The sequence below is a fragment of the Amycolatopsis thailandensis genome (assembly GCF_002234405.1).
In the GTDB taxonomy this organism is placed as follows: Bacteria; Actinomycetota; Actinomycetes; order Mycobacteriales; family Pseudonocardiaceae; genus Amycolatopsis; species Amycolatopsis thailandensis.
Genome location: NZ_NMQT01000172.1, coordinates 1 through 24351, shown reverse-complemented (window position 1 = coordinate 24351; position 24351 = coordinate 1). Strand labels below are relative to the sequence as shown.

Genomic DNA, 24351 nt, shown 5'->3' with positions numbered 1-24351 from the left:
CGTCGTAAGGCTCTAGATGTTCAGCGCCGGGACGACGTGCTTGGCGAAGAGGTCGATGCTGGAGCGGTCGTACGCGGCTTCGGGGAAGTTGAAGATCGCGTAGGTCATGCCGAGTGCTTCCAGCTTGGCCAGTCGCTCGGCGACCTGCTCGGGTGTACCGATGCCCACCCCGGCGGTGAAGACCGAGTACGCGCGCTCGGCCGCCTCCGGTGACGCGTGCTTCGCGTAGTGGTCCTTGAGCCAGGCCAGCTTGTCCTGGACCTCTTTCTCGGTCTCGGCGATGACGCCGTTGTAGTTGGCCGAGCGCACGATCGCGCCGAAGTCCGTGCCGACGTCCTCGCAGTGCTCGGCCAGGATCTCCGACTTCCGGGTGAAGGTCTCGGTATCGGCGGCGAAGTTGGTGTATTTCGCGAATCGCGCGGCGATCCGCAGGGTCTTCTTCTCGCCGCCACCGGCGATCCACAGGGGGATCCCGCCGTCCTGCAGCGGTAGCGGGCGCAGGATCGCGCCGTCGGTGCGGTAGTGCTCGCCTTCCAGCGTGGACTTTCCGGTGGTCCACAGGTCCCGCATGATCCGGACGCCTTCGTCGAGCTGGGCGAGCCGCTCGCCGGCGCTCGGGAAGCCGTAGCCGTAAGCCCGCCATTCGTGTTCGTACCAGCCGGCGCCGATACCCATCTCGACGCGCCCGCCGGAGATGATATCGGTGGTCGCGGCGACTTTCGCCAGGTACGCCGGGTTGCGGTAGCCCATGCAGGTGCACATCTGCCCGAGCCGGATGGTTTCGGTGGCCGCGGCGAAGGCCGCCATCAGTGACCACGCCTCGTGGGTGGCTTCCTCGGTCGGCTCCGGCACCGTGTGGAAGTGGTCGTAGACCCAGATCGATTCGAAGGGGCCCGCCTCCGCGTGTTTCGCGATGCCGAGCATGGTTTTCCAGTGGTCCACAGGCTCGATGCCGGTCAGGTCCAGCCGCCAGCCCTGCGGGACGAAGAGTCCGAAGCGCATGATCCTCAACCTAGCCTGGCGGACCCCGCAATGCAGCACGTTGTCCGGGGTTCCAGCCGGACGCACTCGGTCGCTGATCTTTCGGGCGAACGCCGGCTGTTTCCGGGCCCGGCGCGGACCGGGCCGTGGCCTTGTTCGGTCTTCTCAGTCCAGATCAGGAAGGGAAGTACCAGCAGGAGGTCAGGTTTGGCAAGGCCCGGGTGGGCGGCGGGCACGCTTACGAGCGCTCTGTTCGCGGCGACGGCGGCACCCGAGACAGCCACCGAGGCCGTGGTGACACAGATCAGCGGCGCGAACGGCAGAGCTTCTTCAGCACAGAGGCAGCCAAGCACGCCATCGGCGTCGCTCTGCGGGCACCTTCCGCAGTGAGCGCCGACTGCTCGCGCGGGAGACGCCGAGTGACTCAGCTGTTCCAGGCTGGGCTGGTGTTAGGGGGATAAGGACTGCTGGACGCGCCCCTCACCCAGCCATCCACGTCCTGCCCGTCCCATGCCAGCAGCGTGTCGGCGTTACGGATGCACTTGTCGTAGTCGAGGCTTCCGAACAGCCGGCTGACGGTGATCTGCTGATTGAGCTGCTGGTAACCCTTGCCTGTCCGGTACTTCATCCACACCGTGGTGCGGAGCAGCCCAAGACGCACCTCCCCGTTCACTACGGTCAGGACCCCTTGCTGCACATTGCTGTTCTTCTCTTCGTGCCCCCTGTTCTCGACAGCCAGCTGGCCGATCTTCTTGAGGGAGTCGATGATGCCCTTGAGCGCAACCGGTGTCACCAATCCTCCGAGCAGGTTGGTCACCGCCGAGATGGCCGGAGACAGGGAGAGGGACGAGATGGACACGCTGCGGCTGTCGCTGACGATATTGGCGAGGAACGGCATCGTCTTGAACTGGAGTTCGAAGATTATCCACCGGAGAATCCCAAACAGGGTGGAAGACTGGTCGAAACCGGCGGAATCGCCGGTCTTGCGCAGGATGGTGGCGGCCACGGATTGCCATGAGCCGAACGATGCCAACGGCCCCAGGGCGGGCAGTCCACTGCCGTCTCCCTCGTAGGCATTGCCGACGCCCGTCTCCTGGTCTCCCTCGGCGAGCGCGTGGCCGTCGGGGCCGAGGAGTCCCAGCTTCGCCAGCACGTCCTGCGAGAGCGCCTGCCTGCCCTCCGCCCACATGGCGATCTCCAACGCCTCTCGTCGCATCTGCTCCTGAATCAGAGGCCGCACGTCGCCCTCCGGACTCAGGACACGCGCGAGGCGTACTGCTCGCGCGAATCGCAGATCAGTTGCTCGATGTCCCGCACGGTTCTTACCTGCGGGATGGCCTCGAAACCCAAGTTGACCCGGAAGCCCAGTTCGACCGCGCCCAAGAGGCCGAGGAGCTTCATGGAGTCGACCCCCGGCAGCTCCCTCACCAACGTGGTGTCCTCGATCTTCTCCGCACCGCCGAGGTCCAGCTTCTCGCGGATCAGCGAGTGCAGCTGGTCTCGCTCGTGGGGTGTCATCAGCTGGGTTTGCATGGCTGCTCCTCGTCGAAAGTGCGTGGTTGATGATGTTCAGTTCGCCTGATGGAGGGCTCCACGGCGGAGCACTCCGTCGAGATACTGCTGCCGTGTCTTGGTTCGCTTCACCTTGCCGCTGGAGGTCTTGGGCAGCTCACCCAGCGCCAACAGGAGGATCTCGGCCACGGGCAGGGACAGCTTCGTCTGGATGTGGCCGCGGACCTGTCGTGCCACCGCGGACGCGTCCCCGGTGCGGAGTTCGGCGACGAGCACAACCTCCTCAGTGGCCAAACCCGGCCGGGTGAAGGCCACCACGTTGCCCTTGCGGAGTCCGGGCACCTCGGCCGCCACCCACTCCACCGTCTGGGGGTCGTGGTTTCGCCCGTTGACGATCAGCAGGTCCTTCTTGCGGCCCGTCACGTAAAGCACGCCGTCCGCCAAATAGCCGCAATCCCCTGTACGCAGGCCATCAGCCGTGAAGCTCCGTCGCGTCGCCTCCGGGTCACCGTGGTAGCCCGCCGCCACGCTCGGCCCCTGGAAGACCACCTCACCGATGTGCCGGTCCGGGAGGAGGTTCCCCTCGTCGTCCACGATGAGGATTCGATGACCCGCGAGGGGACGTCCGCAGGGCACGAACACCGCCTGCGGCCCAGGGGGCTCAGCGTTCGAGGCCGGCACGGCGAGGCCGCTCGCGTGGTAGGGCTCCCTCTGGATGACGTCCGGGGTGAACGGGGCCCCGTTCTCGCTCAGCGAGATCGCGAGCGTCGCCTCCGCCATGCCGTAGCACGGTGCCACCACCCCAGGCCGGAGTCCCGCCGCCGCGAAGTGCGTCGCGAAGGAGCGCAGTGTTTCCGGGTGGTTGGGCTCGGCGCCACAGCCCACGACCCGCAAGCAAGACAGGTCCAGCAGCTGGAAGTCGTCCGCCGAAGTGTGCTTGACGGCCAGCGCCAGGCCGAAGTTGGGCGCGAAGGTCACCGTCGCTCGATGGCGGCTCACGGTTTCCAGCCAAATTCTCGGTGAGAACGCGAAGGACAGCGTCGGGAGGAAGCTCACCGGGCAGCGTGCGATGAGCGGTGCCAGCACGAAACCGACCAGGCCCATGTCGTGATACAGGGGCAGCCAGCTCACGCCCCGGTCTCGTCCACCCTCCAGTTGAAGGGCGTCGATGATGGCCGCGCAGTTCGCGAGAACACTGGCGTGCGTGACCCGCACCCCCTTGGGGGCGGCCGTGCTTCCCGAGGTGAATTGCAAGAACATCACGTCCCCCGGAAGGATCGCCTCGGGCTGAGGCGCGCTCTCCGACATGGGCTCGGCGAAGAACTCTTCCGAGACGACCGCCCGCAGACCTTCGACCGCCCGGAGGAGCGGATCCAGCAGATCCGCCAGTCCTCGGGTCATCCAGACCTCCCGGGCGCCCGCCGAGCGAAGGATGTGGATGGCGTCCTCGCAGTACGCCTCGAACTTGCCGAAGCCCATGGGCGGGTACAGAGGGACAGGGACGACACCCACCGAGACCGCGCCCAGGAAGGTGAAGACGAACTCCCGTTCCTCGGGGAGAATGAGCGCGATGCGGTCTCCCTTGCGCAAGCCGCTCCGCAGTAGCCGGCGCCCCCGGCAGAATGCCTCACGCGACAGCTCCGACCAGCTCACGAAGTGCTCGCGCCCGTCCTCTTGGATGAAGGTGTAGCCACCGTCCGAGTGGCCGAGATTCTCGGCGAGCACCTGAATGAAGGTCGAGGCCGTCGCTGTTTCGGAACGCAGCGCTTCTTTGGCGCACATGGGACCTGCCCGTGGGTAGGGCTCCCCGGGGACGCCGCCACCCCCGGGGAGCCGAGCGAATACCGAACGGCCTACTGGTTCCAGGCAGGGCTGTTGTTGGGCGACTTCGAGGCGCTGGCCGTGTCCTTCTCCCAGTCGTCCACGTCCTGCCCGTCCCACTTCAGCAGCGTCTCGGCGTTGCGCTTGCACTTCTCGAAGTCGAGGACGCCGTAGCCGCGGTAGACGTTGATGTCCTGCTGCAGTTGCTCGTACCCCTTGCCCGACTTGTACTCCATCTGCACGTCGGTCCGGACGGCCCCGAGGTAGAGGGTTTGCTTGTGGCGCGAAAGGACCCCGACCTGCTGATTGGAGTTCTTCTGCTTTTGTCCTTCATTCTCAAGCGCCAGTGTGGCGATCTTCTTGATGGTCGTCACGATGCCCTTGAAGTTCTCCGGCGTCATGATGTTCTCGACCAGGTCCGACACCGCGTTGACCCCCTTTTCCAGGGAGATCTTGCTGATGGACGCGGAACGGTTGTCGTAGGTGTAGGTGAGGAAGAACGGAATCGTGGAGAACTTGTGGAGGAAGTTGTTCCAAGCGACCGGATCGAAGGTCGCGCTCCCCGGGTTGAACTTGCTGAGGGTCACGGCCTTGTGCACGATGGTACTGGCGACGGACTCCCACGAGCCGAACTTGGAAAGAGATCCCAGTTCAGGTAGTGAACTGCCGTCTCCGCCCGCCTTGTTTCCCACCGCCTGGTCGTTGTCCTCTGATTGAATGTCCGAGATCAAGGCCATCGTGGCGGCGTCCGACTCGGGAGAAGGCATCTGCCACAGCGCGACCTCCACGGCTTCTCGGCGCGACTGGGACTGACTGATCGTGGACATGACTGCTCCTTGTGTTCGGGGTGGTTGCTGCACAACGATCTGGGACAACCTGTTTCACGGCGTTATGCGGAAATGACGCCTGACGATGGCCGCCGCCTGAGTCGCACCAAGAATCCTGGTACTTGCGCTCTGCAGAACACAGGTCTGCCTATTCGGTGCGAACTCCGGTATTCTTACTTCAGAGTAAAAGAACGTCGTGGGCAGCTCCGCGCCAACGCTGCCGAATGGTGCTTGAGCTGCTGTCGGTCAGGATGCCCGCTCGGACACGCCTCCCTTCCGGGAGATACCGGGGTGGACTGCCGCCGCGAATGCCGCTCGATCCCATGCTAGCCAACGGCCAAACGGCACACTACCCACGTTCCCTGTCGCGGGCGGTTTTCATCAGATCGGACCCGTCGCGGGCCGCTTCACGGCGACACAGTGTGCTTTTGCGCCGGGCGCAATTCCTGGATCGAGTGCAGTCTCGAGCATCGACAGTGTGGACGGATCTCCACAGTCGGATGTAAATCCAGGAAGCCGTGCTTGGAAAGGCGAGGACTGATCGAGCCGTGTGTCGGTATTGAACCGAAGGATCCGTTTATTGTCAACGAGGTTGAAGGTGTGCACCATTTATCGCGTCCGGAGCCCGACGGGAAGGCTGCAATGAGCGAGAAGCGTCGGCGTGCGTGCCCCGCGAGGTTTGCTCCCGGTCGCGGGTTCAGTTCTTCTAGATGGCAGGGTGGTCGTCCAAGCCCAATGTCTTCGGTACGTTCGACGCGGCGAACGCGGAGATCATGGTGACCCCGACCAAGCCGAGCTTCGGCCCGGCCGCGCCGAACAGGTCCCACCATTACGCCCGGCACCTCCGGTCTTGGCGCGCCGCCTCACAGACCACCACCCGATCGTCGAAGGGTGTTCAGGAGAGCGGTAGACCTGATTCCAGCGGCGTTCTGGTGCGCTGCCGGGGGCGCAGCGCGATCTCACTGCCCAGGAAGAGGTCGGTGTGGGTAGCACCGGAACCAAGGAGGCCGGTCGGGGTGGAGCCGACCAAAAGGCGGAAGTCCCTGTTCAAGTGTGCCTGATCGGTGTAGCCGCACAGTTCCGCCACCGTGGACAACGCGGGTGGGTTCCTGCCGGTGATGAGCCTGATCGCCCAGTGGCAGCGCGCCACCCGTGCGACTGTCTTCGGCGGCAGCCCGATCTCACGGTGGAAGGTGGTGGTCAGGTGCTGCCGGCTCACCCCCGCACGGTCGGCCAGTTCGGCGATTCTGACGCTGCCCGCCGAGCTGGTCAGCGCCCGCCAGCTTCCCTCAAGTGCCCTCGAAAGACTCGGTCCGTCCAAGAGTCTCTCGGCAAGCCAACGGTCGAGAATGCGGAATCGATGGTCGAGGCTTTCCGCTTCCCACAGTTGCTCTGTGAGTCGCCGTGCACCGGCGCCGAGTAAATCGGCCATTCCCGCTCTCGCGGTTCCGAGTTCACGCAGCGGCATGCCGAACAGTGCCCGCGCACCCAGCGGCGTCAGCTCCAGGATGACCCCTTCTTCCCTTTCCAATCTCTCGTAGGCGATCGGCTCGCCGGTCATACCTGCAACCGGTGACACCATCGCCAACGGCGAGCCCAGCAGTGAACGCTGGATCGCGGGCGCCAAGTCGATGATCACCACTATCGAATTCAGCGCGGCCACCGTACGAACCATCGCGACACCGGCGGTTCGCTGATAGGCGAGATAGAAATTGACCCAGCGGACCAGCCGCCGGTCGGGCCGTCGCGTTCGCCACAACTGACCGCCGGACTCGAACTTTTCGTTGTCCTGCACCACGGTCTCCCTGTCGCCGTCGATGCCGAAGATCGATATCACCGGATCGCAGCATGGCACGCGGGTCAGCCTCCGGACGAGTTTCCGGCCCGACCATGACTCGAAAAGACGCCAGACTTGACTCTCCGTGTGCGATGCACTTTGTGACCGGTCGTCGGCAGATTCGTTGCCAGTGAATGTTCCCGTCACGTTGCACCTTCCGACTACGAAATCCGAACTCGGAGCTCTATTTCGAAGCCGAAGCGGCAGACCGTCACCCAATGGGTCGAACGTTGATCCGATCGATGGACGCGCACTTCAGCTCTGCCGAAATATGACATTTTTCCAATCCGCGAACACTGTGTCACTTTTAGGCTGAGAACGCGCAGACCTGCCGAAAAGGGGAAATTCGATTCTTTTTCGCGCTCGGCGGGGAGCTGTCGCGAGTTGTGGTCAGAAATCATCCATCGCCAGAAGATCGGACAGAGAAATGCGCTTCCTGAAAGCTTCCACGGTCGCCGCGTCAGTGGTGGCGGGAATGACCCTCGCCGGAACGGCCGCCATCGCCGCGCCGGCGGAGACATCGACGGCCTACGCCGCGAAACCCGCGTCCATGGAGGTGTGCGGGTTCTACAAAACCGCTGTCACCGCCTACTACAACCATTGCGCGGACAGCTGCATCTGGATCTGGATCGACTACACGAGGACCACCGACGGGTGGAAGCACATCCCCAATCGCGGAATCACCGACATCGGTGGCGCGGGAGAGGTGAACAACGCCTGGTACGACCACGTCTGCTGAGTGAGCGGGAGTGGCCCGGAGATCCGCCGGGCCACTCCCGGCCGTTCGGCGAGCTGGCCGGTCAGGCCATCGGGGGCTGGTCGCGCCACCACCGCTGCCCGGCCTCGGGCAGCGTCGAGATCGGGTCGTAGTACGGGTAGCGACGCTGCAAGGCTTCTGGGTCCTCGTGCTCGATCCCGGTGCGGTAGTTCTTCGTCCAGTACGAGATTCCGAGCTCGCGGTCGTATTCGTGGAGCTGGTGCACCCACCGCTTCCCGACGTACGGGACGTCGCAGACGATGCGCGGGGTGGCGTAGCCGGGCAGGTAGCCCATGATCGCGTGCTGCAGTTCCTGTGCCTCGTGCACGGAAACGCGCCAGTGCTCGGCGTTCGGGATCATGTCGCACATGTAGAAGTAGTACGGCAGGATGTTCGCTTCGCCTTGCAGCGCGAAGCAGAGGTCCAGCAGGTCCGCCGGGGTCGCGTTGACGCCCTTCATCAGCACGCCCTGGTTCCGCACGTCACGGACGCCGACGTCGAGCGCGGTCCGGGCGGCTTCGGCGACCAGCGGGGTGACCGACTGGGCGTGGTTGACGTGGGTGTGGATGGCGAGGTTGATGCCGCGGCGCTGGGCGGTGCCGGCGACGCGTTCGAGGCCTTCGACGACCTTCGGCTGGATCCAGTGCTGCGGCAGGGCGGCGAGCGCCTTGGTGGCGAGCCGGATGTCGCGGACGGTGTCGATGTCCATCAGCCGCATCAGGAACGACTCCAGCTGCGGCCACGGCACGTTGGCGACGTCGCCGCCGGAGACCACGACGTCACGTACGCCGGGGGTCTTCTTCAGGTACTCGATCATCGCGTCCTGGCGGTCGACCGGCTTCAGCGAGAGCTTGTGCTTCTCGATCTGCTCGGTGGAGTTGCCGACCAGGTCCATCCGCGTGCAGTGCCCGCAGTACTGAGGACAGGTGGAGATCATCTCGGCGAGGACCTTGGTGGGGTAGCGGTGGGTCAGCCCCTCCACTACCCACATCTCGGCCTCGTGCAGTGAGTCCCGCTCGGAGTGCGGGTGGCTCGGCCATTCGGTGTCGCGATCGCTGCGCACCGGGAGCATGTAGCGGCGGATGGGGTCGGCGTACCAGGCCTCGGTCACCTTCGCCGGGTCGGTGCCCGCGTTGGGCGCCATCGTGTTGATCATCTGCGGCGGCAGCAGCATCGACATCGTGGCCATCTCGCGCTGGTCGGCGAGCATGTCCTCGTAGAAGCGCTCCTCGAGCTGGTCGCCCATCAGGGCGCGCAGTTGCTTGGCGTTGCGGATGCAGTGCACCCGCTGCCACTGCGCGTCGCGCCACTGTGCCTCGGTCACGTCGTGCCAGCCGGGGAAGCGGCGCCAGTCGGGTTCGATCAGTTCGACTCGGGTGTAGTCGTAGGGCTGATCGTAGGCGGCCACCGGCGAGGTCGGTTCCTGGATCGCAGTCACTTGTACTCCTCGTCGTCGGAAACGCGTGAAAATATCCTGTCACATCGTTCGGACGACGTAAATATTCCTGTCTTGCCCGGAGTGTCAGGCGGACACTGCCCCCTGGTTCGAACGGGCTCGAAGATGTTCGAGGGCAGCGATTCCGGCGATCAGCGCGGCGGCGAGGAGGAGCAGGCCGGCCGAATAGCCGAGGTGATGAACCGCTTCGAGCCGGGTCGGTGACGCGTTTTGCCCACGGACGCCGACCGCGGTCATCACCCCGGCGCCGCCGAACACCAGCACCGAAGCCAACGGTCCGAGCACGGGCACGACGACACCGTCCTCGGCGAGACGAGGACCGGTCGTGATGATCGCCGCGACGACGGTGGCACACAGCAACGCCAGCAGCAGCGCGCCGGGAATCACCGCGTTGTGGTCGATCAGCTTCTCCGGCACCCCGCCGGTCCCCAGATCCAGGATGAACAGCACGAGCGCGGACACCACGGCCCCGCCGACCGCGAACTGCACCCGCCGGCGTGACACTCCCACCACACAGCCGGCGGCGACACCCGCCACGGCCGCCAGCCAGCTCAGCACCGGCTGGAACGCCACCGAGTACACCGCCAGTAAGAGCGGCGCCATCGCGCCGACCTGCACGCTCGCCGACGTCGCGGCGGCGAAGAACGCCCGCGAACCGGCGATCGCGCACGCGATGACCCCGCCGACGAGCACGATCAGCCCACCGATGGCCACGACGACGTCCGGATGCCTGCCGATCGATTCGACCGGCAGGTCGAGGACCTCGCTGATCTTCACCACGTCCACCGCCTGCAACGCCATGGGCAGCAGGACCGCCATGATCGCGGCGGCCGCGAACCGGGGCTTCAGCGGACGCGACTCCGGCCATTCCGGATCCCGCGCACGAACACCACGAGTGACGACGGCGAGCACCGCTCCGGCAACGCTCAACGCGGTGAGGATCAAATGCCAGGCCAGACCACCTGTCGCGAGCATCAGCCACGACGCGCCCGCCAGGCTCGCGGCGAACAACTGCGCCCCGACCGTGAGCCCGATCAGCACGAGTCCTGCTGTGCGAGCGCCTCGCCGCCAGAGTTCCTGCGCGGCGGCGAGCACGGCCAGCAGCACCACCGGTGGCCCGGCCGGCGCGATGATCGACAGCGACGGATGCGCACCCAGGTCCGGGAACAGATGCACGAGTGCGGTCGGCAGGGACAGCACGACACCCGCCACCAGCAGCCACGGCCACCATCGCGTCAAGAACACCGCGGCGAGCACCGCGACCAGCGGCACCAAGGAGACCGCCACCAGATCGGCAGGCCAGGCTCGCGGTGCGGCCAGCGCGATCAGCGGCCGCAGGATCGAGGTGTCGCGAACGGCGGTGAAAGCGACCACCGCCCCGAGCCCCAAGGCAGCCGACAAGGTGGTCCCGACGACGGATCGATCAGCTCCCCAGCTCATTTCATCGACCCTAATCACGTCGTGATCATCCGCACGCTGCAAACTCGGAAGGGTGACCAACGCGCGAACCACGCTCCTGCTCGGCGGGCGCATCTACAGCCCTTCGGCCCCCGACGCCACCGCCATGGCGATCACGGACGGCACCGTCGTCTGGGTGGGCCAGGACGGCCCGGCCAAAGCACTGCATCCCGACGCCGAGGTGATCGCCCTCGACGGCGCCTTCGTCGCCCCTGCCTTCGTCGACGCGCATGTCCACGCCACCGCGACCGGTCTGCACCTCACCGGGCTCAACCTCGCGAACATCCGCAGCGCCAGTGAACTGCTCGCCGCGGTCCGTGACGCGACCCGGCCCGGCCAGGTGCTGGTCGCGCACGGCTGGGACGAGTCACGCTGGACCGACGCCAGACTGCCCAGCCGCGCGGAGATCGACGAGGTCGCGAACGGGACTCCGGTGTACCTGAGCCGGGTCGACGTGCATTCCGCGCTCGTCTCCAGCGCCCTGGTCGCACTCGCCGCCGGGGTGCACGACGAGCCGGGCTGGTCGCCCGACGGGCCGTTGACCCGCGACGCGCACCACCGCGTCCGTGCCGCGATGCGTGAGGCGATCACCCCGCGGCAGCGGCGCGAGGCCCAGCGCGCGTTTCTCGCCGAAGCCGCCGCACGCGGAGTCGTCAGCGTCCACGAATGCGCGGGCCCCGACATCTCCGGCACCGAAGACCTCACCGACCTGCTCGCACTCGCCACGGAACCGGGGCTCCCGGAGGTCGTCGGCTACTGGGGTGAACGCGGCGGCGTCGACACCGCCCGCGCGCTGGGCGCCAGGGGGGTGGCGGGTGACCTGTTCGTCGACGGCGCGCTCGGCTCCCGAACCGCCGCGCTGCACGAGCCGTACGCGGACGCCCACGGCACCTCCGGGACGCTTTACCTCGACGCCCCCGCGATCGCCGAGCACATCAGCGCCTGCACCGAAGCCGAGCTCCAGGCCGGTTTCCACGTCATCGGCGATGCCGCCGTCGCCGAGGTCGTCGAAGGATTCCGGCTCGCGGAGAAGACTGTCGGCAGGCGGGCGCTTGCCGCCCGGCACCACCGGCTCGAACACGTCGAGATGATCGACACCGAGCAGGCTCGGGAACTCGCGGGCTGGGGCGTGGTCGCGTCGGTCCAGCCGCAGTTCGACGCGGAATGGGGCGGCCCGCACGGCATGTACGTCGACCGCCTCGGCACCGATCGGGCTCCGAAGCTCAATCCCTTCGCCGCCATGGCCTCCGAAGGGCTCCTGCTCGCCTTCGGCTCCGACGCTCCCGTCACCCCGGTCGACCCGTGGGCCACGGTCCGCGCCGGTACCTACCACCGCACGCCCGGATCGGGACTGTCCGCTCGCGCGTCCTTCACCGCCCACACCCGTGCCGGTCACCGTGCCGCCGGGGTCAACGACGGCGTCACCGGCAGCCTGGTCCCGGGGGCTCCCGCGCATTACGCGATCTGGGACGCGACGGACCTGGTCGTCGCGACCCCGGACTCACGGGTTCAGCGCTGGTCTACCGACCCACGCGCGGGCGTGCCGCCGCTGCCGAACCTGGCCGAAGGGGCGACACTGCCCCGCTGCCTTCGCACGGTCCGCGACGGGCAGGTCATCCACGATGTGTTCACCCGGACGGCCTAGGGTTCAGGAGTGTCCTCGACCGTGACGAACCCGGACCCCGAAGCAGCGCCCCGGAAGCGGTTCTCCCGCGCCTGGCTCCTGCGTTTCCTCGTCGCCGCGGCGTCGGGTTTCACCCTGTACCTGAGTTTCGCGCCGCGGCCGCTGTGGTGGCTCGCGCCGCTGGCGTTCACCGGCTTCGCGCTGGTGGTGCACGGGCGCAGATTCCGGGGCGCGTTCGGCTACGCGTTCGTGTTCGGGATGGGGTTCTTCCTGCCCCTGCTGACCTGGCTGCTGGACTTCCTCGGGCCGGATTTCGGGCCGTGGCCGTGGCTCGGGCTGGCGATAGCGCTGTCGGTGTACCTCGGGTTCGGCGGTGCTTTCACCACCGTGGTCTGGAGGCTTCCGCTGGGACCGCTGTGGGCGGCACTGGTGATCATCGCCCTGGAGACACCGCGGGCCTGGTTCCCGTTCGGCGGTTTCCCGTGGGGCCGCGTGGCGTTCAGCCAGCCCGAGGGCGCTTTCGTCTCGCTGGCTTCGATCGGTGGCGCTCCGCTCGTCGGTCTCGCCGTCGTGCTGACCGGGTTCGGGATCGCGGCGCTCTGCCTGCGGCTCAAGGGCACCGACCCGCGACGTTCCCTGGTGGCCGCGTCGGTGCTGACGCTGGTGCCGGTGGTGGCCGGGCTCGCCGTGTGGCCGACGATCGGAACCGAGGCGCAAGACGGCGAACTCACCGTCGCCACGGTGCAGGGCAACGCCCCCGACATCGGCCTGGCGCTGGAAGGCCGCCGAGACGAGCTCCGGAACAACCACCTCGCCGAAAGCGCCCGGCTCCTCCAAAAGCTCAAGGCGGACAACACCAAGATCGACCTGCTGATCTGGCCGGAGACCGCGATGGCCATGCGCACCGGGGACGCCGGCGTCGACCAGATGGTCCGCGACTTCGGCAAGCAGGCGATCATCGGCGCGCTGGTCCGGCTGCCCGACGGTACGGCGCAGAACTCCGCGCTCGTCTGGGATCCGGTCACCGGACCGGGCCAGCGCTACGCCAAACAGCAGCTCGTCCCGTTCGGGGAGTACGTGCCCGCCCGTGAAATCGCGAAGCTGGTCACACCGTTCGTCGACAGCGTCGCGAACATGACGCCGGGCGACGGCGCCAACGCCGCGCTCTCGGTCGCGGGGACCAAGGTCGGCATCTTCATCTGCTACGAGACCGCGTTCGACTACCCGGCCCGCGAATCGGTCGCCGACGGCGCGGAACTGCTCGTCGTGCCGACCAACAACGCTTGGTACGGCCCGGGGGAGATGAGCTACCAGCAGCTGGCGATGTCGCGGCTGCGAGCGGTCGAGCATGGCCGGTCCGTGGTCGTCTCGGCCACCAGCGGAGTCAGCGCGATCGTCGCCCCTGACGGTTCGATCACGGCCTCCACCAGCCTGTTCACCGCAGACTCCCTGGTGGGGCGCGTACCGCTGAGGCAGCAGACTACGCTGTCGGATCTACTCGGTGTAACTACGGAGTACGGGCTGCTGGCCCTGGCGATCGCCGGGGTTACCGGCGGGTACGTGATCCGTTTCCGCACCCGGCGCGCGAGCGCCGCCAAGGCAACGAGGGAAGCGGCGGGCTGACCCGCCGGAACACGGAGGAAAAGCGGATGGCGCAGGCGCCACGGGGGGCCCAGGGAATCGACCCGGTACTGGTGGTGGTCCCGACGTACAACGAGCGGGACAACATCGGCCCGATCCTGGAACGTCTGCTCAAGGCTCTCCCGGACGTGAACGCTCTCGTCGTCGACGACGGCAGCCCCGACGGGACCGGTGACGTCGCCGACGAGCTCGCGAAGGCCGACGAGCGGATCCAGGTCATGCACCGGACCGAGAAGGCCGGCTTGGGTGCCGCGTACGTCGCGGGGTTCCGCTGGGGCCTCGCCCGTGACTACGCGACCATCGTCGAGATGGACGCCGACGGCTCGCACGCGCCGGAGGATCTTCCCCGGGTCCTGGCGGCCCTCGAGGACGCGGACCTGTCCATCGGCTCCCGCTACGTTCCGGGCGGCAGCACGGTGAACTGGCCGTTCCAGCGCAAGGCGCTGTCGTGGGTGGCGAACTTCTACGCGAGGGTCGCGCTCGGCACGAAGATCAACGACATCACCGCGGGCTTCCGCGCGTACCGTCGCACGGTGCTGGAGAAGCTCCCGCTCGACGAGATCGCCTCGCGCGGCTACTGCTTCCAGATCGACCTGGCGTTCCGCACCGCGCTCGCCGGCTTCGACGTGGTCGAGGTGCCGATCACCTTCACCGAACGTGAGGTCGGTCAGTCGAAGATGAGTGGTTCGGTCGTGCGCGAGGCGATCGTCCTGGTCGGCATGTGGGGGGTCAAGCGTCGCTGGCAGCAGCTTCGCGGCCTGGTCAAGAAGGACTGACCCCCAGCACGCTCACGCCGAGCTTCCCCAGTTCCTTCACCGTCGGTTCGTCCGGCGCCGCGTCGGTGATCACACCCGCGACGTCGGACAGCGGGAGCACGGTGAACGGCGAGGCCGCGCCGATCTTCTCCGAACTGGCCAGCACGTAGGTGTCGGCGGCGCGTTTGGCGAGGGTGCGTTTCATCGCGGCCTCGTCCGAGTCGCCGGTGGTGAGGCCCGTCTCGGGATGCACGCCGGTGACGCCGAGGAAGAACAGGTCGGCGTTGATCCCGTCCGCCGCCTCGGCCGCGGCCGCTCCGCAGGTGACGGCGGAGTGTTTGAAGAGCCGTCCGCCGATCAGGAAGACTTCGACCTTCGGATGCGTGACGAGCGCGGCCGCGACGGTGGGGCTGTGCGTGACGATCGTCGCTTCGAGGTCGACGGGGAGCGCCTTCGCCAGCGCGAGTGCGGTCGTGCCGCCGTCGAGGATGCTGGTCGATCCGAGCGGGATCAACGCTGCTGCACGTTTCGCGATGCGTTCCTTGCCCGCGACGCTGACCGCCATCCGCGTCGCGTAGTCCGCGGTGGCGGGGGAGACTGGCAGAGCGCCGCCGTAAACCCGCTGACAGAGTCCGGCGTCCGCGAGTTCTCGCAGGTCACGGCGAATACTGTCCTCTGAAACGCCGAGTTCGGCGGCGAGATCCTTGGCCACGATCCGGCCTTCGGTCTTCAAGCGTTCGATCAGCAGGTCTCGTCGTTGCGCAGCCAACATATGCACATTCCTCCTTGTTCCTGCCGATTGTTGCACATTAGGCTCCGGTGCATGAGCAAACCTCTGATGATCCTCATCGCCGGCCCGTTCCGCTCCGGCACCGGCGACGACCCCGAACTGCTCGCCCGCAACCTCGCCCGGCTCGAAGAGGCCGCCTGGCCGATCTTCCGCAGCGGACACGTGCCGATGATCGGCGAATGGGTCGCACTCCCGGTGCTGCGCGGCGCGGGCGGGAAGACCGTGGCCGACCCGATCGCGAAGGACGTCATGTACCCGACGGCCGACCGGCTGCTGCACCACTGCGACGCCGTCCTGCGCCTGCCGGGGGAGTCCGCCGGTGCCGACCAGGACGTCGCCATCGCACTGTCCCGCGGCCTGGCGGTCTATCACCGCGTCGAGGACATCCCCGGGTATCTAGCCGCGTAGTTCGTGGCCGGCGCGGCTTTCGCGGTCCGGCTGAACTGGCCTGCGGGAGCAGGTCGCGACTTCGGCTGGAACGCCCGTTTTGGGGACTTTGCGTGGCTTTGTGAAGGGGTCGTGAGTGGCAAAGATGGTTAGAACCCTCCTTGTCACTCACGACCCCGCGCAGAACAGCCCATGCGGGCATGAATCGGACGCTGAATTGCCGCTAGGTGTCCCATGTGGACTCTCTGGCCGCGACCGGCCCGCCGGCCAGTCCGAACCCTGCCCTCAGGGCAGCGCGGACGCTGGTCCGACCTGACCAGGGCCCTATCGGTCGAGTCACCGCTCAAGCCGCCTGAAGTTCCGCCAGCACCGCCTTGATCGCCGGACTGGCCTCGGCGCTGCGGCGCCACGCCGCGTGCACCTCGCGCGTCGGCGGGCGCCGCAGCGGCCGGACGACGAGGCCTTCGGTCAACGGCGGGCGCGCCAGCCGCGGGATCAGCGCGAGCACTTCGCCCGAGGCGACCAGAGACAGCTGCGTGGAGAAGTCGTCCACCAGATGCCGTACGTCGGGCTCCTCGGGCGAACCGGCGAACAACCGCCGGAACCACTGATGGCAGACCGTGCCCGGCGGACTGGTCACCCACGCGTGCCCGGCCAGATCCGCCTCGCCCAGTGGCGCCTCGACCCGCGCCAGCGGATGAGTCTCGGCCATGACGACGTCGCCGAGGTCGGTGTGCACCAGCCGCCGGGACAGGGCAGGCGACAGCGGGGCCGGCAGGCCATCGGCGTCGTGTAGGAGGGCGAGGTCGGCGGTTCCGGCATCGACGCTGTGCAGCGCCTGATCAGGGTCCTGCTCGCTGATGTGCAGGCGAAGATCGGGATAGCGCTTCAGCAACCGAGGGTGGACAGGGGCGAGCAGCCCGCGGATACCCGTCGAGAACGCCGCTACCCGCAAGACACCACGAGGCGCACCCTCCGCGACCGACTGAGCCGCATCGGCGCAACGCTCGAGTGCCTGGAACACCTCCAGCGAGGAGTCGACGACGGCCTGCCCTGCCGGGGTCAGCACGACTCCGCGTCCCGCCGGAGCGAGCACCGGCATCCCGATCTGACGCTCCAGCCGCTTGATCTGCTGCGACACCGCGGAGGCGGTGAACCCCAGCTCATCCGCGGCCCGAGCCAACGTCCCCAGTGCGGCCACCGACCTCAGCGCCCGTAACGCCCCGACCTCGATCATGAAGCAAGGCTACGCAATAAAGACCAGAAAGCATCGCTGGACCACAGGTATCGACGCCGACAAGATCAACGGCATGACCGAACCGCTCTTCGGCTCCAACCTCGTCGCCATGGTCACCCCGATGGAACCCGGCGGCGCGCTCAGCGAACCCGGCCTCACCGGCCTGGTCGACCACCTGCTCACCACCGGCTGCGACGGCATCGTCGTCGGCGGGACCACCGGCGAGTCACCCACCCTCACCGACGCCGAAGCCGCCCGGCTCGTCCGCACCGTGGCGAACCTTGCCGGGAACAGCGCCCGCGTGATCGCCGGCGTCGGCACCTACGACACCACCGCCTGCGTCCGGCGCGCCAAGGAAGCCGAAGCCGCCGGAGCCGACGCGCTCCTGCTCGTCTGTCCCTACTACTCCAAGCCGACCCAGGCCGGGATCGTGGCGCACTGCCTGGCGGTTGCCGACGCCACCGAACTGCCCGTGATGCTCTACGACGTCCCCGCCCGCACCGGCACGGCCATGGAAGCGGCCACCCTGATCGAACTCGCCCGCCACCCCCGGATCCGGGCCGTGAAGGACGCCAAAGGCGACCTGTTCGAAGCGATGTCCGTCATGGCCCGCGCCCCGCTGGCGTACTACTGCGGTATCGACGAACTCAACCTGCCCTACCTCGCTGCCGGGGCCACCGGCCTTGTCAGTGTCGTCGGCAACGCCTTCGCCGACCGCAACGCCGAGCTCATCCAAGCCGTGCGCGGGGGAGACCTCGACACCGCACGAGCGGTCAACGCCGCACTGCTTCCCCTCGCGGACGCGTTCATGCGCACTTCGCAGGGAGCGATCATGGCCAAGGCCGCGCTGACCGAACTCGGCGTCATCCCGCACGCGACGGTCCGGCTCCCGCTGCTCGAATCGCCGCCGGAGCATCTGCTGCGGCTTCGCGATGCCCTCGCACCCGTCGCCGCGGTCGCCTGACCTGCGCGCGCCGGACGTCAGGAAAGGGCCTTTCCTGACGTTTTACGTCCTGAACGACCCTTTCCTGACATTCCCGAGACATGACGAAGCCCCCGCGGAGGGAGGTCGCGGGGGCTTCGTCGATTCGTGGTGGGGCTAGCTACTTGTGCCGTGCGTCAGGCGGACCGGGTGGTCCTGCGTCCCTTCAGCTCGGCGAGACGTTCGTTGAGCAGATCTTCGAGCTCCGGAATCGAGCGACGCTCCAGGAGCATGTCCCAGTGCGTCCTCGGGGGCTTGACCTTCTTCTGCTCCGGCTGCCCGCCGTCCACGATCTCGGACTCGCTGCCGTGCAGCCTGCACTCCCACACCGAGGGGATCTCGGCGTCGTCGGAGAAGGGCACCTCGAACTCGTGGTTCTTGGGGCAGGCGTAGCGCACGGTGCGCCGAGGGGCGAGGTCGTGGTTGCGGTCGGTCTCGTAGCTGACCGCTCCCAGCCGGCTTCCACGGAGAACACGGTCGGCCATGATGGGGGTCCTTTCAGTCAGCTCCGGGTGGAGCCAGGGTGATGCTCACCCTATGCAACGACGAAGACGGCCAGAGGATTCCCTGAACACCATGTCCTTGCTCACGATGAGCTGTGTCACCCGGTGGCAACAGCTTCTCCTAGTAGGAGTGATTTCGCGCTCTGGCGTGACGTCAATACGGCCATCTTGGTGCGGATATCCCCCAGATGGGCTAGTAGTACGCCTGTCACGTCAACCGTAACTGACCGTGTTGGGCCGAGGAGGGCCCCAGGTCGCCCAGTCGAAAGTGTCGACGGCACAATACCTGATAACGGACAGTGTTCATGTCGCCCTCGGAACGTGATGCTGGTGAAGTTTCAACTAGCGACTGCTCGGTATCCGCCACCACGACGGTGTCCCCGGCCCGCAGAACCTCACCGTCGGCCACCCTCGCGTTGAACCGTCCCGTCTGCCCACACCAGCACAGCACCTCGACCTGAACCGGCTGCAACTCGTCCGCCAGCTCGAACAACCGCGCCGCCCCCGGGAACAGCACACTCCGGAAATCCGTCGCGATCCCGAAGCAGTACACGTCGATCTGGACGTCATCGGCCAGTTCAGCCAGCTGATCCACCTGATCGGGCGACAAGAACTGAGCTTCGTCGACGATCAAGTAGTCCACGTGCCGACCGGCCGCCCACTGCTCACGCACCAGCAACCGCAGGTCGGTCTCGTTCCCCACCTCGATCGCCTTGCGCGTCAACCCGATCCGGCTGGTGATCTGTGGCTCACCGGACCGGTCGTGCCGCACCAGCACCATCCCGCGACGACCCTGCCGCGCGTGGTTGTGGTCGATCTGCAACGCCAGCGTCGACTTCCCGCAGTCCATCGGCCCGTAACAGAACTTCAACTTCCCGACGACCGGCACACCCCGCCGTGAACCCGCCACCGGCACCGACGACAACGCGTCCGTGGGGTCCGGGCCACTCTCCTTCAGTACGGTCACGACGGTCGACCCTATCGGCACGCTCCGTCCTCACAGCACCGCCGGTGGTCGGTTACCCGCGGCCTCGATCGCCCGGCGCACCGGAACCAGCCACACGAACACGAAACCGAGCACGAAGAAGATCACCAACGCGATGATCGCCCACCGGAACGAGCCGGTGATCTGCCCGACCGCCGCGAACAACAGGGGACCGAGCCACGACGTACCCCGCTCGCCGACCACGTACAGCGAGAAGTACTGCGCGTCCTTCCCCTCGGGGATCATCTGCCCGAACAACGACCGCGACAACGCGTTCGTCCCGCCCAGCACCAGCCCGATCCCGACCGCCACCGCGTAGAACTGCAACGGCTGACCGGCCTCGATGAAGAACGCGAAGCACAACACGACCACCCAAGCCACCAAACTGCCCAAGATCGTCTTCTTCGCCCCGATCCTGGCCGCGATCGCCCCGTGGATCATCGCCCCGGCATACGCCAGGAACTGGATCACCAGGATCGTGACGATCAGCACCTGGGTGCTGTACTTCAGCTCGTCCTTCCCGTACTGCGCCGACACCGCCACCACCGTCGTGATCCCGTCGGTGAAGACCAGGTAGCTCCCGAGGAAGGCCAGCGTCAGCGGAAACGCCCGCGCCTCCTTGATCGTCTGCTTCAGCTCCTTGAAACCGGCCGTCAGCACCGACAGGCCACGCTCGGCCGACTTCGGCACATGAGTCTGGGGGAGGGCCCGCACCGCCGGGACCGTGAACACCGCCCACCAGATCCCCGACGTCAGGAAGCAGATCTGGATCGCCAGACCTTCGCTCACCCCGAAGAAGTCATGCCCCATGAAAAAGCCCAGTTGCAACGCCAGCGCCAGACCACCACCGAGATACCCGAACGCCCAGCCCTTCGACGACACCGCGTCTCGCTCGTCCGGCTCCGCGATGTCCACCAGGAACGAGTAGTAGACGACCAGTGCGCCGCCGTAACCGATGTTGGCCAGGATGAACGTCCAGACGCCGACCTCCCAGTTCGTCCCCGCGATGAAGAACATCAGCGCCGACGCCACCGCGCCCAGGAACGCGAACCCGCCGAGGATCCGCCGCTTGTGCCTGCTCCGGTCCGCGATCGCGCCGGCGATCGGCAGCACCAGCACCTGCGTCACCGTCGCGATCGACAGCAGATAGCCCCACAAAGACCCCGCGGGGAAATGCAGCCCGAACAACGAGACGTCGCAGCTCTGCAACGTGCTCGAAGCTCCACTCGAATCGGTACACGGCCTGTCCCCGTTAAGGGTGAAATTCGCCTTGGCATCCGCGGACGCGATCTCACTCAAATAGAGCGCTCCGAACACCGTGATGACCGACGAATAGAACGGCGAATTGGCCCAGTCGTAGAGGTACCAAGCCCGCCACACCCGCTTGCGTTCACGGGTCACGGCCACCGTCATGCACTGCTCCTGAAGTCGAGAACGTCGAGGTCAGCGGGAGACTACTGGTGATCACGCCCGCCTGTCCGGCACGAGTCCGGACCGTGTTCGTTTCGACGCGTGACGAACCCTTCCCGTCCATCCGCCAGACCATCGTCGGCGTGTCGCTGCCACGAACCGTGTGTGTTTCATGTGAGGCTGGTGTGCGAGCTGTGACTCTTGTGAAGCAAGTGTCCGTTATTTACTGTTCCGCTCATGAGGACCCATCGCCTTCGCACAGCACACCGCGTAGTGGCGAGAACGCTCCTGCTCGCCCTCGCCGTGACGGGCTTGCAGATCGCCACCACCGGATCCGCCGCCGCGGATCCCCATGGCTCCCACTGGGCCAAGCTCCGCATGTGTGAATCGAGCGGGCGCTACAACATCAACACCGGCAACGGCTACTACGGCGCCTACCAGTTCGACCTGCCCACTTGGCGCAGCGTCGGCGGCCAGGGACGACCCGACCAAGCCAGCCCCCGCGAACAGGACTACCGGGCCCTCTACCTCTACCGCATGCGCGGCTGGCAACCCTGGGAATGCGCCGGCAAACTCGGCTTCCGCAACGATGGCGACGCCCGCAGCAAACGCGTCCCGTCCTACGAGGACTCCGCCTACATCGGCGGGGGAGGACAGCCCGCGCCGCCACCGCCCCCCAAGCCGAAGCCCACCCCGCCCGCACCTCCCGGCGGACCCAAACCCGCCTGGCCCGGCGTCGTCTACGCCTACGGCGACTGCGCGGCACCGCTCAAGCAGTTCCAACTCCGGATGAATGCCTATGGCTACGGCTTCACCGGAACCGGCTGCTACTACGACAAGACCCGCGAAGCCGTCCTCGCCCTCCAGCGCGCCAACGGCATCAACGACTCGGGTCGCCTCGGCCCCAAGACCTGGGACGCCGCCTGGAACGGCAAACCACCCCGGTAACCACCCGCGTTTAGTCCTCTGAATGCGCTTATACCGCGTTCAGAGGACTAAACGCGAAATCAGGACGGCCAGGCGCCCCGCTCCTGAAGCACCTCACGCAGCAGATCCGGCCGATCCGTCACGATCCCGTGCACCCCCAGATCCAGCAACGTCCGCATCTCCGCCGGATCGTCCACCGTCCAGGTGTGCACCTCGAAACCACCACGCGCCGCCTGCCGCAGGAACGCCCGGTCCACCACCTTCAACCGCCCCTGCCGCACCGGCACCTGCGCCATCGCGCCCCTCGACAACGACCGCAACGACACCAGCGGCAAAAACCCGTTCGCCCACATCACCGCCACCGAACGCGGCCCCATCGCCGTCACCAACTTCGGCCCCGCCAGCTTCCTGATCCGCGTCAACCGCGCATCGGAGAACGACGCCGCCGCGACCCGGTCATGCGCGCCGGTCCGCTCGATCGCCCGTACGAACGGCACCACGGCATGGTTCGACTTCACATCGATGTTGAACCGCGCTTCCGGCAACTCTTCGAGGACGTCCTCCAGCCGAGACAGCGGTGCACGGCCCCCGACCTTCGCAGACTTCACCTGAGCCCACGTCTGCCGGGAGATCAATCCGGCACCGTCGGTCGTCCGGTCCAGCGACGAGTCGTGATGCACGACCACCACACCATCCGACGTCGCGTGCACATCCGTCTCGAGGTAGCGATAACCCTCCGTCACCGCCTGCTGGAAGGCGGGCAACGAGTTCTCCAGTCCTTCCAGGTCACCGAGGTGCCAGCCCCGGTGGGCGAAGGCACGCGGGAGCGGGTCGGCGAGGTACGGAAACAGTGTCGGCACCCCACTAGTGTGCACTTCCGTCGTGGCCCCGGCGTAAGCGTCCGATGGCCAGCTAGGGTCTGCTTCGTGAGGGAAGTGGCCGAACACCTGAAGACGTCCCCCGAAGAGGTGTCCGAGCTGCGTCGCGCCGGGGCACCCAAACACTGCGGATGGTGCGGCCGACGGCTCGAACAGGGCGGCAACGTCGGCAGACGCCGCCGCTATTGTGGGCAATCCTGTCGGCAGCGGGCCTACGAACGCCGCACCGCCTTGCAGCGCAGCGGCCTCCCGGAAGACGCCGTCGTCCTCTCCGACACCGAGATCGCCACCCTGCAAGACAGGCTCTTCCAACTCCGCTGCGCCGCCGAAGACGTCGTCACCGCGGCCGACGACGGCGCCTCCATCGCCGAACTCCGCAGCCTCGCCGGCGAGATCGCCCAGGCGGCCAAGGACCTCGAACAGCTCCGCTGACCTACACGATCCTGTCCAGCGCCCGATACGTCCGGTTGCTCGCGGCCGCCGCCCGCTGCTCCCGTCCCGTCGCCTCGATGTAGTTCTGGCTGGTCGCCAGGCTCGCGTGCCCCAGCAGGGCCATGATCTCCGACGCCGTCGCGCCGTCCTCGGCCAGCCGTGTCGCGAACGTGTGCCGCAACGCGTGCAGGTTCGCGCCGACCGGCACGCGGTCATGCAGACCCGCCCATCGATAACAGGACTTGACCAGGTACTCCAGCGCCCCGCGACCGATCGGCTCACCCGCCCGATCCCGGAGGAGGGGAGTGGAGGGGCCGAACCGCTGCTGAGGAAAACGACGGCGGCACGAGGTCAGGTACTCCTCGATGATCTTCTCCATGATCGGCTGCACCGGGATCGAGCGGTCGCGGCTTCCCTTGCCGTGGACGTGCAAGCGCATCTCGCCCTGGCGGCCGACCAGCGATCGCGCCGTCAGCGCCCGCATCTCCGCGGCACGAAGTCCGGCGACCAGCCCGAGCGCGATGACCAGGACGTCCCGCTCCGGCCAGGGATCCCGCGTCCGGCGCGAACCGTCCGCGGCGGCCGCGAGCAACTGCTCCGGAGTTTCCTCACCCCGCAACGGTTTCGGCGTCAATGGCGGCGTCTTCGGCCGGGCGACCGCACCCATCGGGTTGCCCGCGAGCAGCCCGTCGGACACGCAGAAAGTGAGAAACTGGTTCCAGGTCGACCAAGCACGCAGGACAGAACTCTTCGCGTGAGTGTCCGCGAACGCACCGAAGGCGTCGCGGAGCGCTTGGGCGGTGAGCATCTCGACGGTGAGCTCGTCAGGGGAGCGGTCCTGCTCGCGGAGCAGAAGAGCGGTGATGCCCGCGAGGTCGCGGCGGTACGCGTCGGTGGTGTGAGGAGAATCCTTACGGGGACGACGTGCGGCGAAAAAGGCTTGCTGAGCCTCGGAAACCCTCATGGGAACCTTGTACCGCATGGCACCGACAGTCTTACACTGGGTTATATTCCGTTTCATGCATAATAGTGATTATGCATGAAACGGAGTAATGGGTCCGGAAACCCCTCGCGGGGGATCTCGGTCCATTTGCCACTCCTGGTGTGTCATGAGGGGTCCCCGTGGGACAAAAAACGTCTCATGGGGACCC

23 protein-coding genes are annotated in these 24351 nt (G+C 67.0%); 8 read left to right on the top strand and 15 right to left on the bottom strand.

The genetic code is table 11. The annotated features are described in order from the left end of the window. Positions 1-12: 12 nt before the first annotated feature. The 6 genes from CFP71_RS39205 to CFP71_RS39180 form a co-directional block, all read right to left on the bottom strand. A complete protein-coding gene (locus tag CFP71_RS39205; protein ID WP_093938946.1) occupies positions 13-1002 on the bottom strand; it encodes an LLM class F420-dependent oxidoreductase in 990 nt (329 codons plus the stop codon). A gap of 403 nt (positions 1003-1405) precedes the next feature. After that, a complete protein-coding gene (locus CFP71_RS39200) occupies positions 1406-2182 on the bottom strand; it encodes a hypothetical protein (protein ID WP_244200001.1) in 777 nt (258 codons plus the stop codon). A gap of 53 nt (positions 2183-2235) precedes the next feature. Beyond that, entirely contained in the window at positions 2236-2514 is a 279-nt protein-coding gene (locus CFP71_RS39195; protein ID WP_093938944.1) for an acyl carrier protein, read from the bottom strand. A gap of 36 nt (positions 2515-2550) precedes the next feature. Beyond that, the gene (locus CFP71_RS39190; RefSeq protein ID WP_093938943.1) at positions 2551-4275 is read right to left on the bottom strand and encodes a fatty acyl-AMP ligase; all 1725 of its coding nucleotides are present in this window, start codon (positions 4273-4275) and stop codon (positions 2551-2553) included. 71 nt (positions 4276-4346) lie between these two features. Further along, positions 4347-5102, bottom strand: a complete 756-nt coding sequence (locus CFP71_RS39185) for a hypothetical protein (protein ID WP_244200000.1) — start codon at positions 5100-5102, stop codon at positions 4347-4349. 934 nt (positions 5103-6036) lie between these two features. Then, positions 6037-7125, bottom strand: coding sequence for a helix-turn-helix domain-containing protein (locus tag CFP71_RS39180; protein WP_244199999.1), 1089 nt, complete (start codon positions 7123-7125; stop codon positions 6037-6039). Between the two features lie 328 nt (positions 7126-7453). Here CFP71_RS39180 and CFP71_RS39175 point away from each other — a divergent pair, with 328 nt between their 5' ends. Further along, positions 7454-7717: a DUF6355 family natural product biosynthesis protein gene (locus tag CFP71_RS39175; protein ID WP_143267246.1), complete on the top strand. Its 264-nt coding sequence runs from the start codon at positions 7454-7456 to the stop codon at positions 7715-7717. Between the two features lie 61 nt (positions 7718-7778). Here CFP71_RS39175 and CFP71_RS39170 read toward each other — a convergent pair whose 3' ends face one another. Together CFP71_RS39170 and CFP71_RS39165 are read right to left on the bottom strand one after the other, a co-directional pair. Further along, positions 7779-9173: a KamA family radical SAM protein gene (locus CFP71_RS39170; RefSeq protein WP_093938940.1), complete on the bottom strand. Its 1395-nt coding sequence runs from the start codon at positions 9171-9173 to the stop codon at positions 7779-7781. Between the two features lie 84 nt (positions 9174-9257). Continuing rightward, positions 9258-10631 carry a hypothetical protein gene (locus tag CFP71_RS39165; protein WP_093938939.1) on the bottom strand — a complete coding sequence of 458 codons (1374 nt, stop codon included), beginning with the start codon at positions 10629-10631 and terminating at the stop codon, positions 9258-9260. 52 nt (positions 10632-10683) lie between these two features. Between CFP71_RS39165 and CFP71_RS39160 the strand changes: the two genes are divergently transcribed. The 3 genes from CFP71_RS39160 to CFP71_RS39150 are packed head-to-tail and all read left to right on the top strand — an operon-like array spanning position 10684 to position 14690. Continuing rightward, complete coding sequence (locus CFP71_RS39160) at positions 10684-12294, top strand: amidohydrolase (protein ID WP_093938938.1); 1611 nt, start codon at positions 10684-10686, stop codon at positions 12292-12294. Positions 12295-12303: 9 nt separating this feature from the next. Then, positions 12304-13896: an apolipoprotein N-acyltransferase gene (gene lnt, locus CFP71_RS39155; protein WP_093938937.1), complete on the top strand. Its 1593-nt coding sequence runs from the start codon at positions 12304-12306 to the stop codon at positions 13894-13896. Between the two features lie 26 nt (positions 13897-13922). Beyond that, the gene (locus tag CFP71_RS39150; RefSeq protein ID WP_093938936.1) at positions 13923-14690 is read left to right on the top strand and encodes a polyprenol monophosphomannose synthase; all 768 of its coding nucleotides are present in this window, start codon (positions 13923-13925) and stop codon (positions 14688-14690) included. On the opposite strand, the gene CFP71_RS39145 is transcribed toward CFP71_RS39150, so the two are convergent. Then, on the bottom strand, positions 14677-15441 hold the full coding sequence (locus CFP71_RS39145) for a DeoR/GlpR family DNA-binding transcription regulator (RefSeq protein WP_093938935.1): 765 nt from the start codon (positions 15439-15441) through the stop codon (positions 14677-14679). The genes CFP71_RS39150 and CFP71_RS39145 overlap by 14 nt on opposite strands. 51 nt (positions 15442-15492) lie before the next feature. On the opposite strand from CFP71_RS39145, the gene CFP71_RS39140 reads away from it, so the two are divergent. Further along, positions 15493-15867 (top strand): DUF4406 domain-containing protein, encoded by a 375-nt coding sequence (locus CFP71_RS39140; protein ID WP_244199998.1) that lies wholly within the window; start codon positions 15493-15495, stop codon positions 15865-15867. Between the two features lie 322 nt (positions 15868-16189). Here the strand turns inward: CFP71_RS39140 and CFP71_RS39135 are convergent, their stop codons facing one another. Continuing rightward, on the bottom strand, positions 16190-17083 hold the full coding sequence (locus CFP71_RS39135) for a LysR family transcriptional regulator (RefSeq protein ID WP_093938933.1): 894 nt from the start codon (positions 17081-17083) through the stop codon (positions 16190-16192). Between the two features lie 73 nt (positions 17084-17156). On the opposite strand from CFP71_RS39135, the gene dapA reads away from it, so the two are divergent. After that, positions 17157-18047, top strand: coding sequence for a 4-hydroxy-tetrahydrodipicolinate synthase (gene dapA, locus CFP71_RS39130; RefSeq protein WP_093938932.1), 891 nt, complete (start codon positions 17157-17159; stop codon positions 18045-18047). A 155-nt stretch (positions 18048-18202) separates the two neighbouring features. Here dapA and CFP71_RS39125 read toward each other — a convergent pair whose 3' ends face one another. From CFP71_RS39125 to CFP71_RS39115, 3 genes are all read right to left on the bottom strand, one after another. Beyond that, on the bottom strand, positions 18203-18550 hold the full coding sequence (locus CFP71_RS39125) for an RNA polymerase-binding protein RbpA (RefSeq protein ID WP_005151365.1): 348 nt from the start codon (positions 18548-18550) through the stop codon (positions 18203-18205). 226 nt (positions 18551-18776) lie between these two features. Next, complete coding sequence (locus CFP71_RS39120) at positions 18777-19535, bottom strand: thymidine kinase (protein WP_093938975.1); 759 nt, start codon at positions 19533-19535, stop codon at positions 18777-18779. A gap of 30 nt (positions 19536-19565) precedes the next feature. After that, positions 19566-20966, bottom strand: coding sequence for an MFS transporter (locus CFP71_RS39115; protein WP_093938931.1), 1401 nt, complete (start codon positions 20964-20966; stop codon positions 19566-19568). Positions 20967-21236: 270 nt separating this feature from the next. Between CFP71_RS39115 and CFP71_RS39110 the strand changes: the two genes are divergently transcribed. Then, positions 21237-21911: a transglycosylase family protein gene (locus tag CFP71_RS39110; RefSeq protein WP_167406435.1), complete on the top strand. Its 675-nt coding sequence runs from the start codon at positions 21237-21239 to the stop codon at positions 21909-21911. Positions 21912-21970: 59 nt separating this feature from the next. Here the strand turns inward: CFP71_RS39110 and CFP71_RS39105 are convergent, their stop codons facing one another. Then, entirely contained in the window at positions 21971-22750 is a 780-nt protein-coding gene (locus tag CFP71_RS39105) for a glycerophosphodiester phosphodiesterase family protein (RefSeq protein ID WP_093938929.1), read from the bottom strand. A 75-nt stretch (positions 22751-22825) separates the two neighbouring features. Between CFP71_RS39105 and CFP71_RS39100 the strand changes: the two genes are divergently transcribed. Continuing rightward, on the top strand, positions 22826-23200 hold the full coding sequence (locus CFP71_RS39100; RefSeq protein ID WP_425266647.1) for a hypothetical protein: 375 nt from the start codon (positions 22826-22828) through the stop codon (positions 23198-23200). Position 23201: 1 nt separating this feature from the next. Here CFP71_RS39100 and CFP71_RS39095 read toward each other — a convergent pair whose 3' ends face one another. Further along, the gene (locus tag CFP71_RS39095) at positions 23202-24182 is read right to left on the bottom strand and encodes a tyrosine-type recombinase/integrase (RefSeq protein WP_093938927.1); all 981 of its coding nucleotides are present in this window, start codon (positions 24180-24182) and stop codon (positions 23202-23204) included. Positions 24183-24351 lie beyond the last annotated feature (169 nt).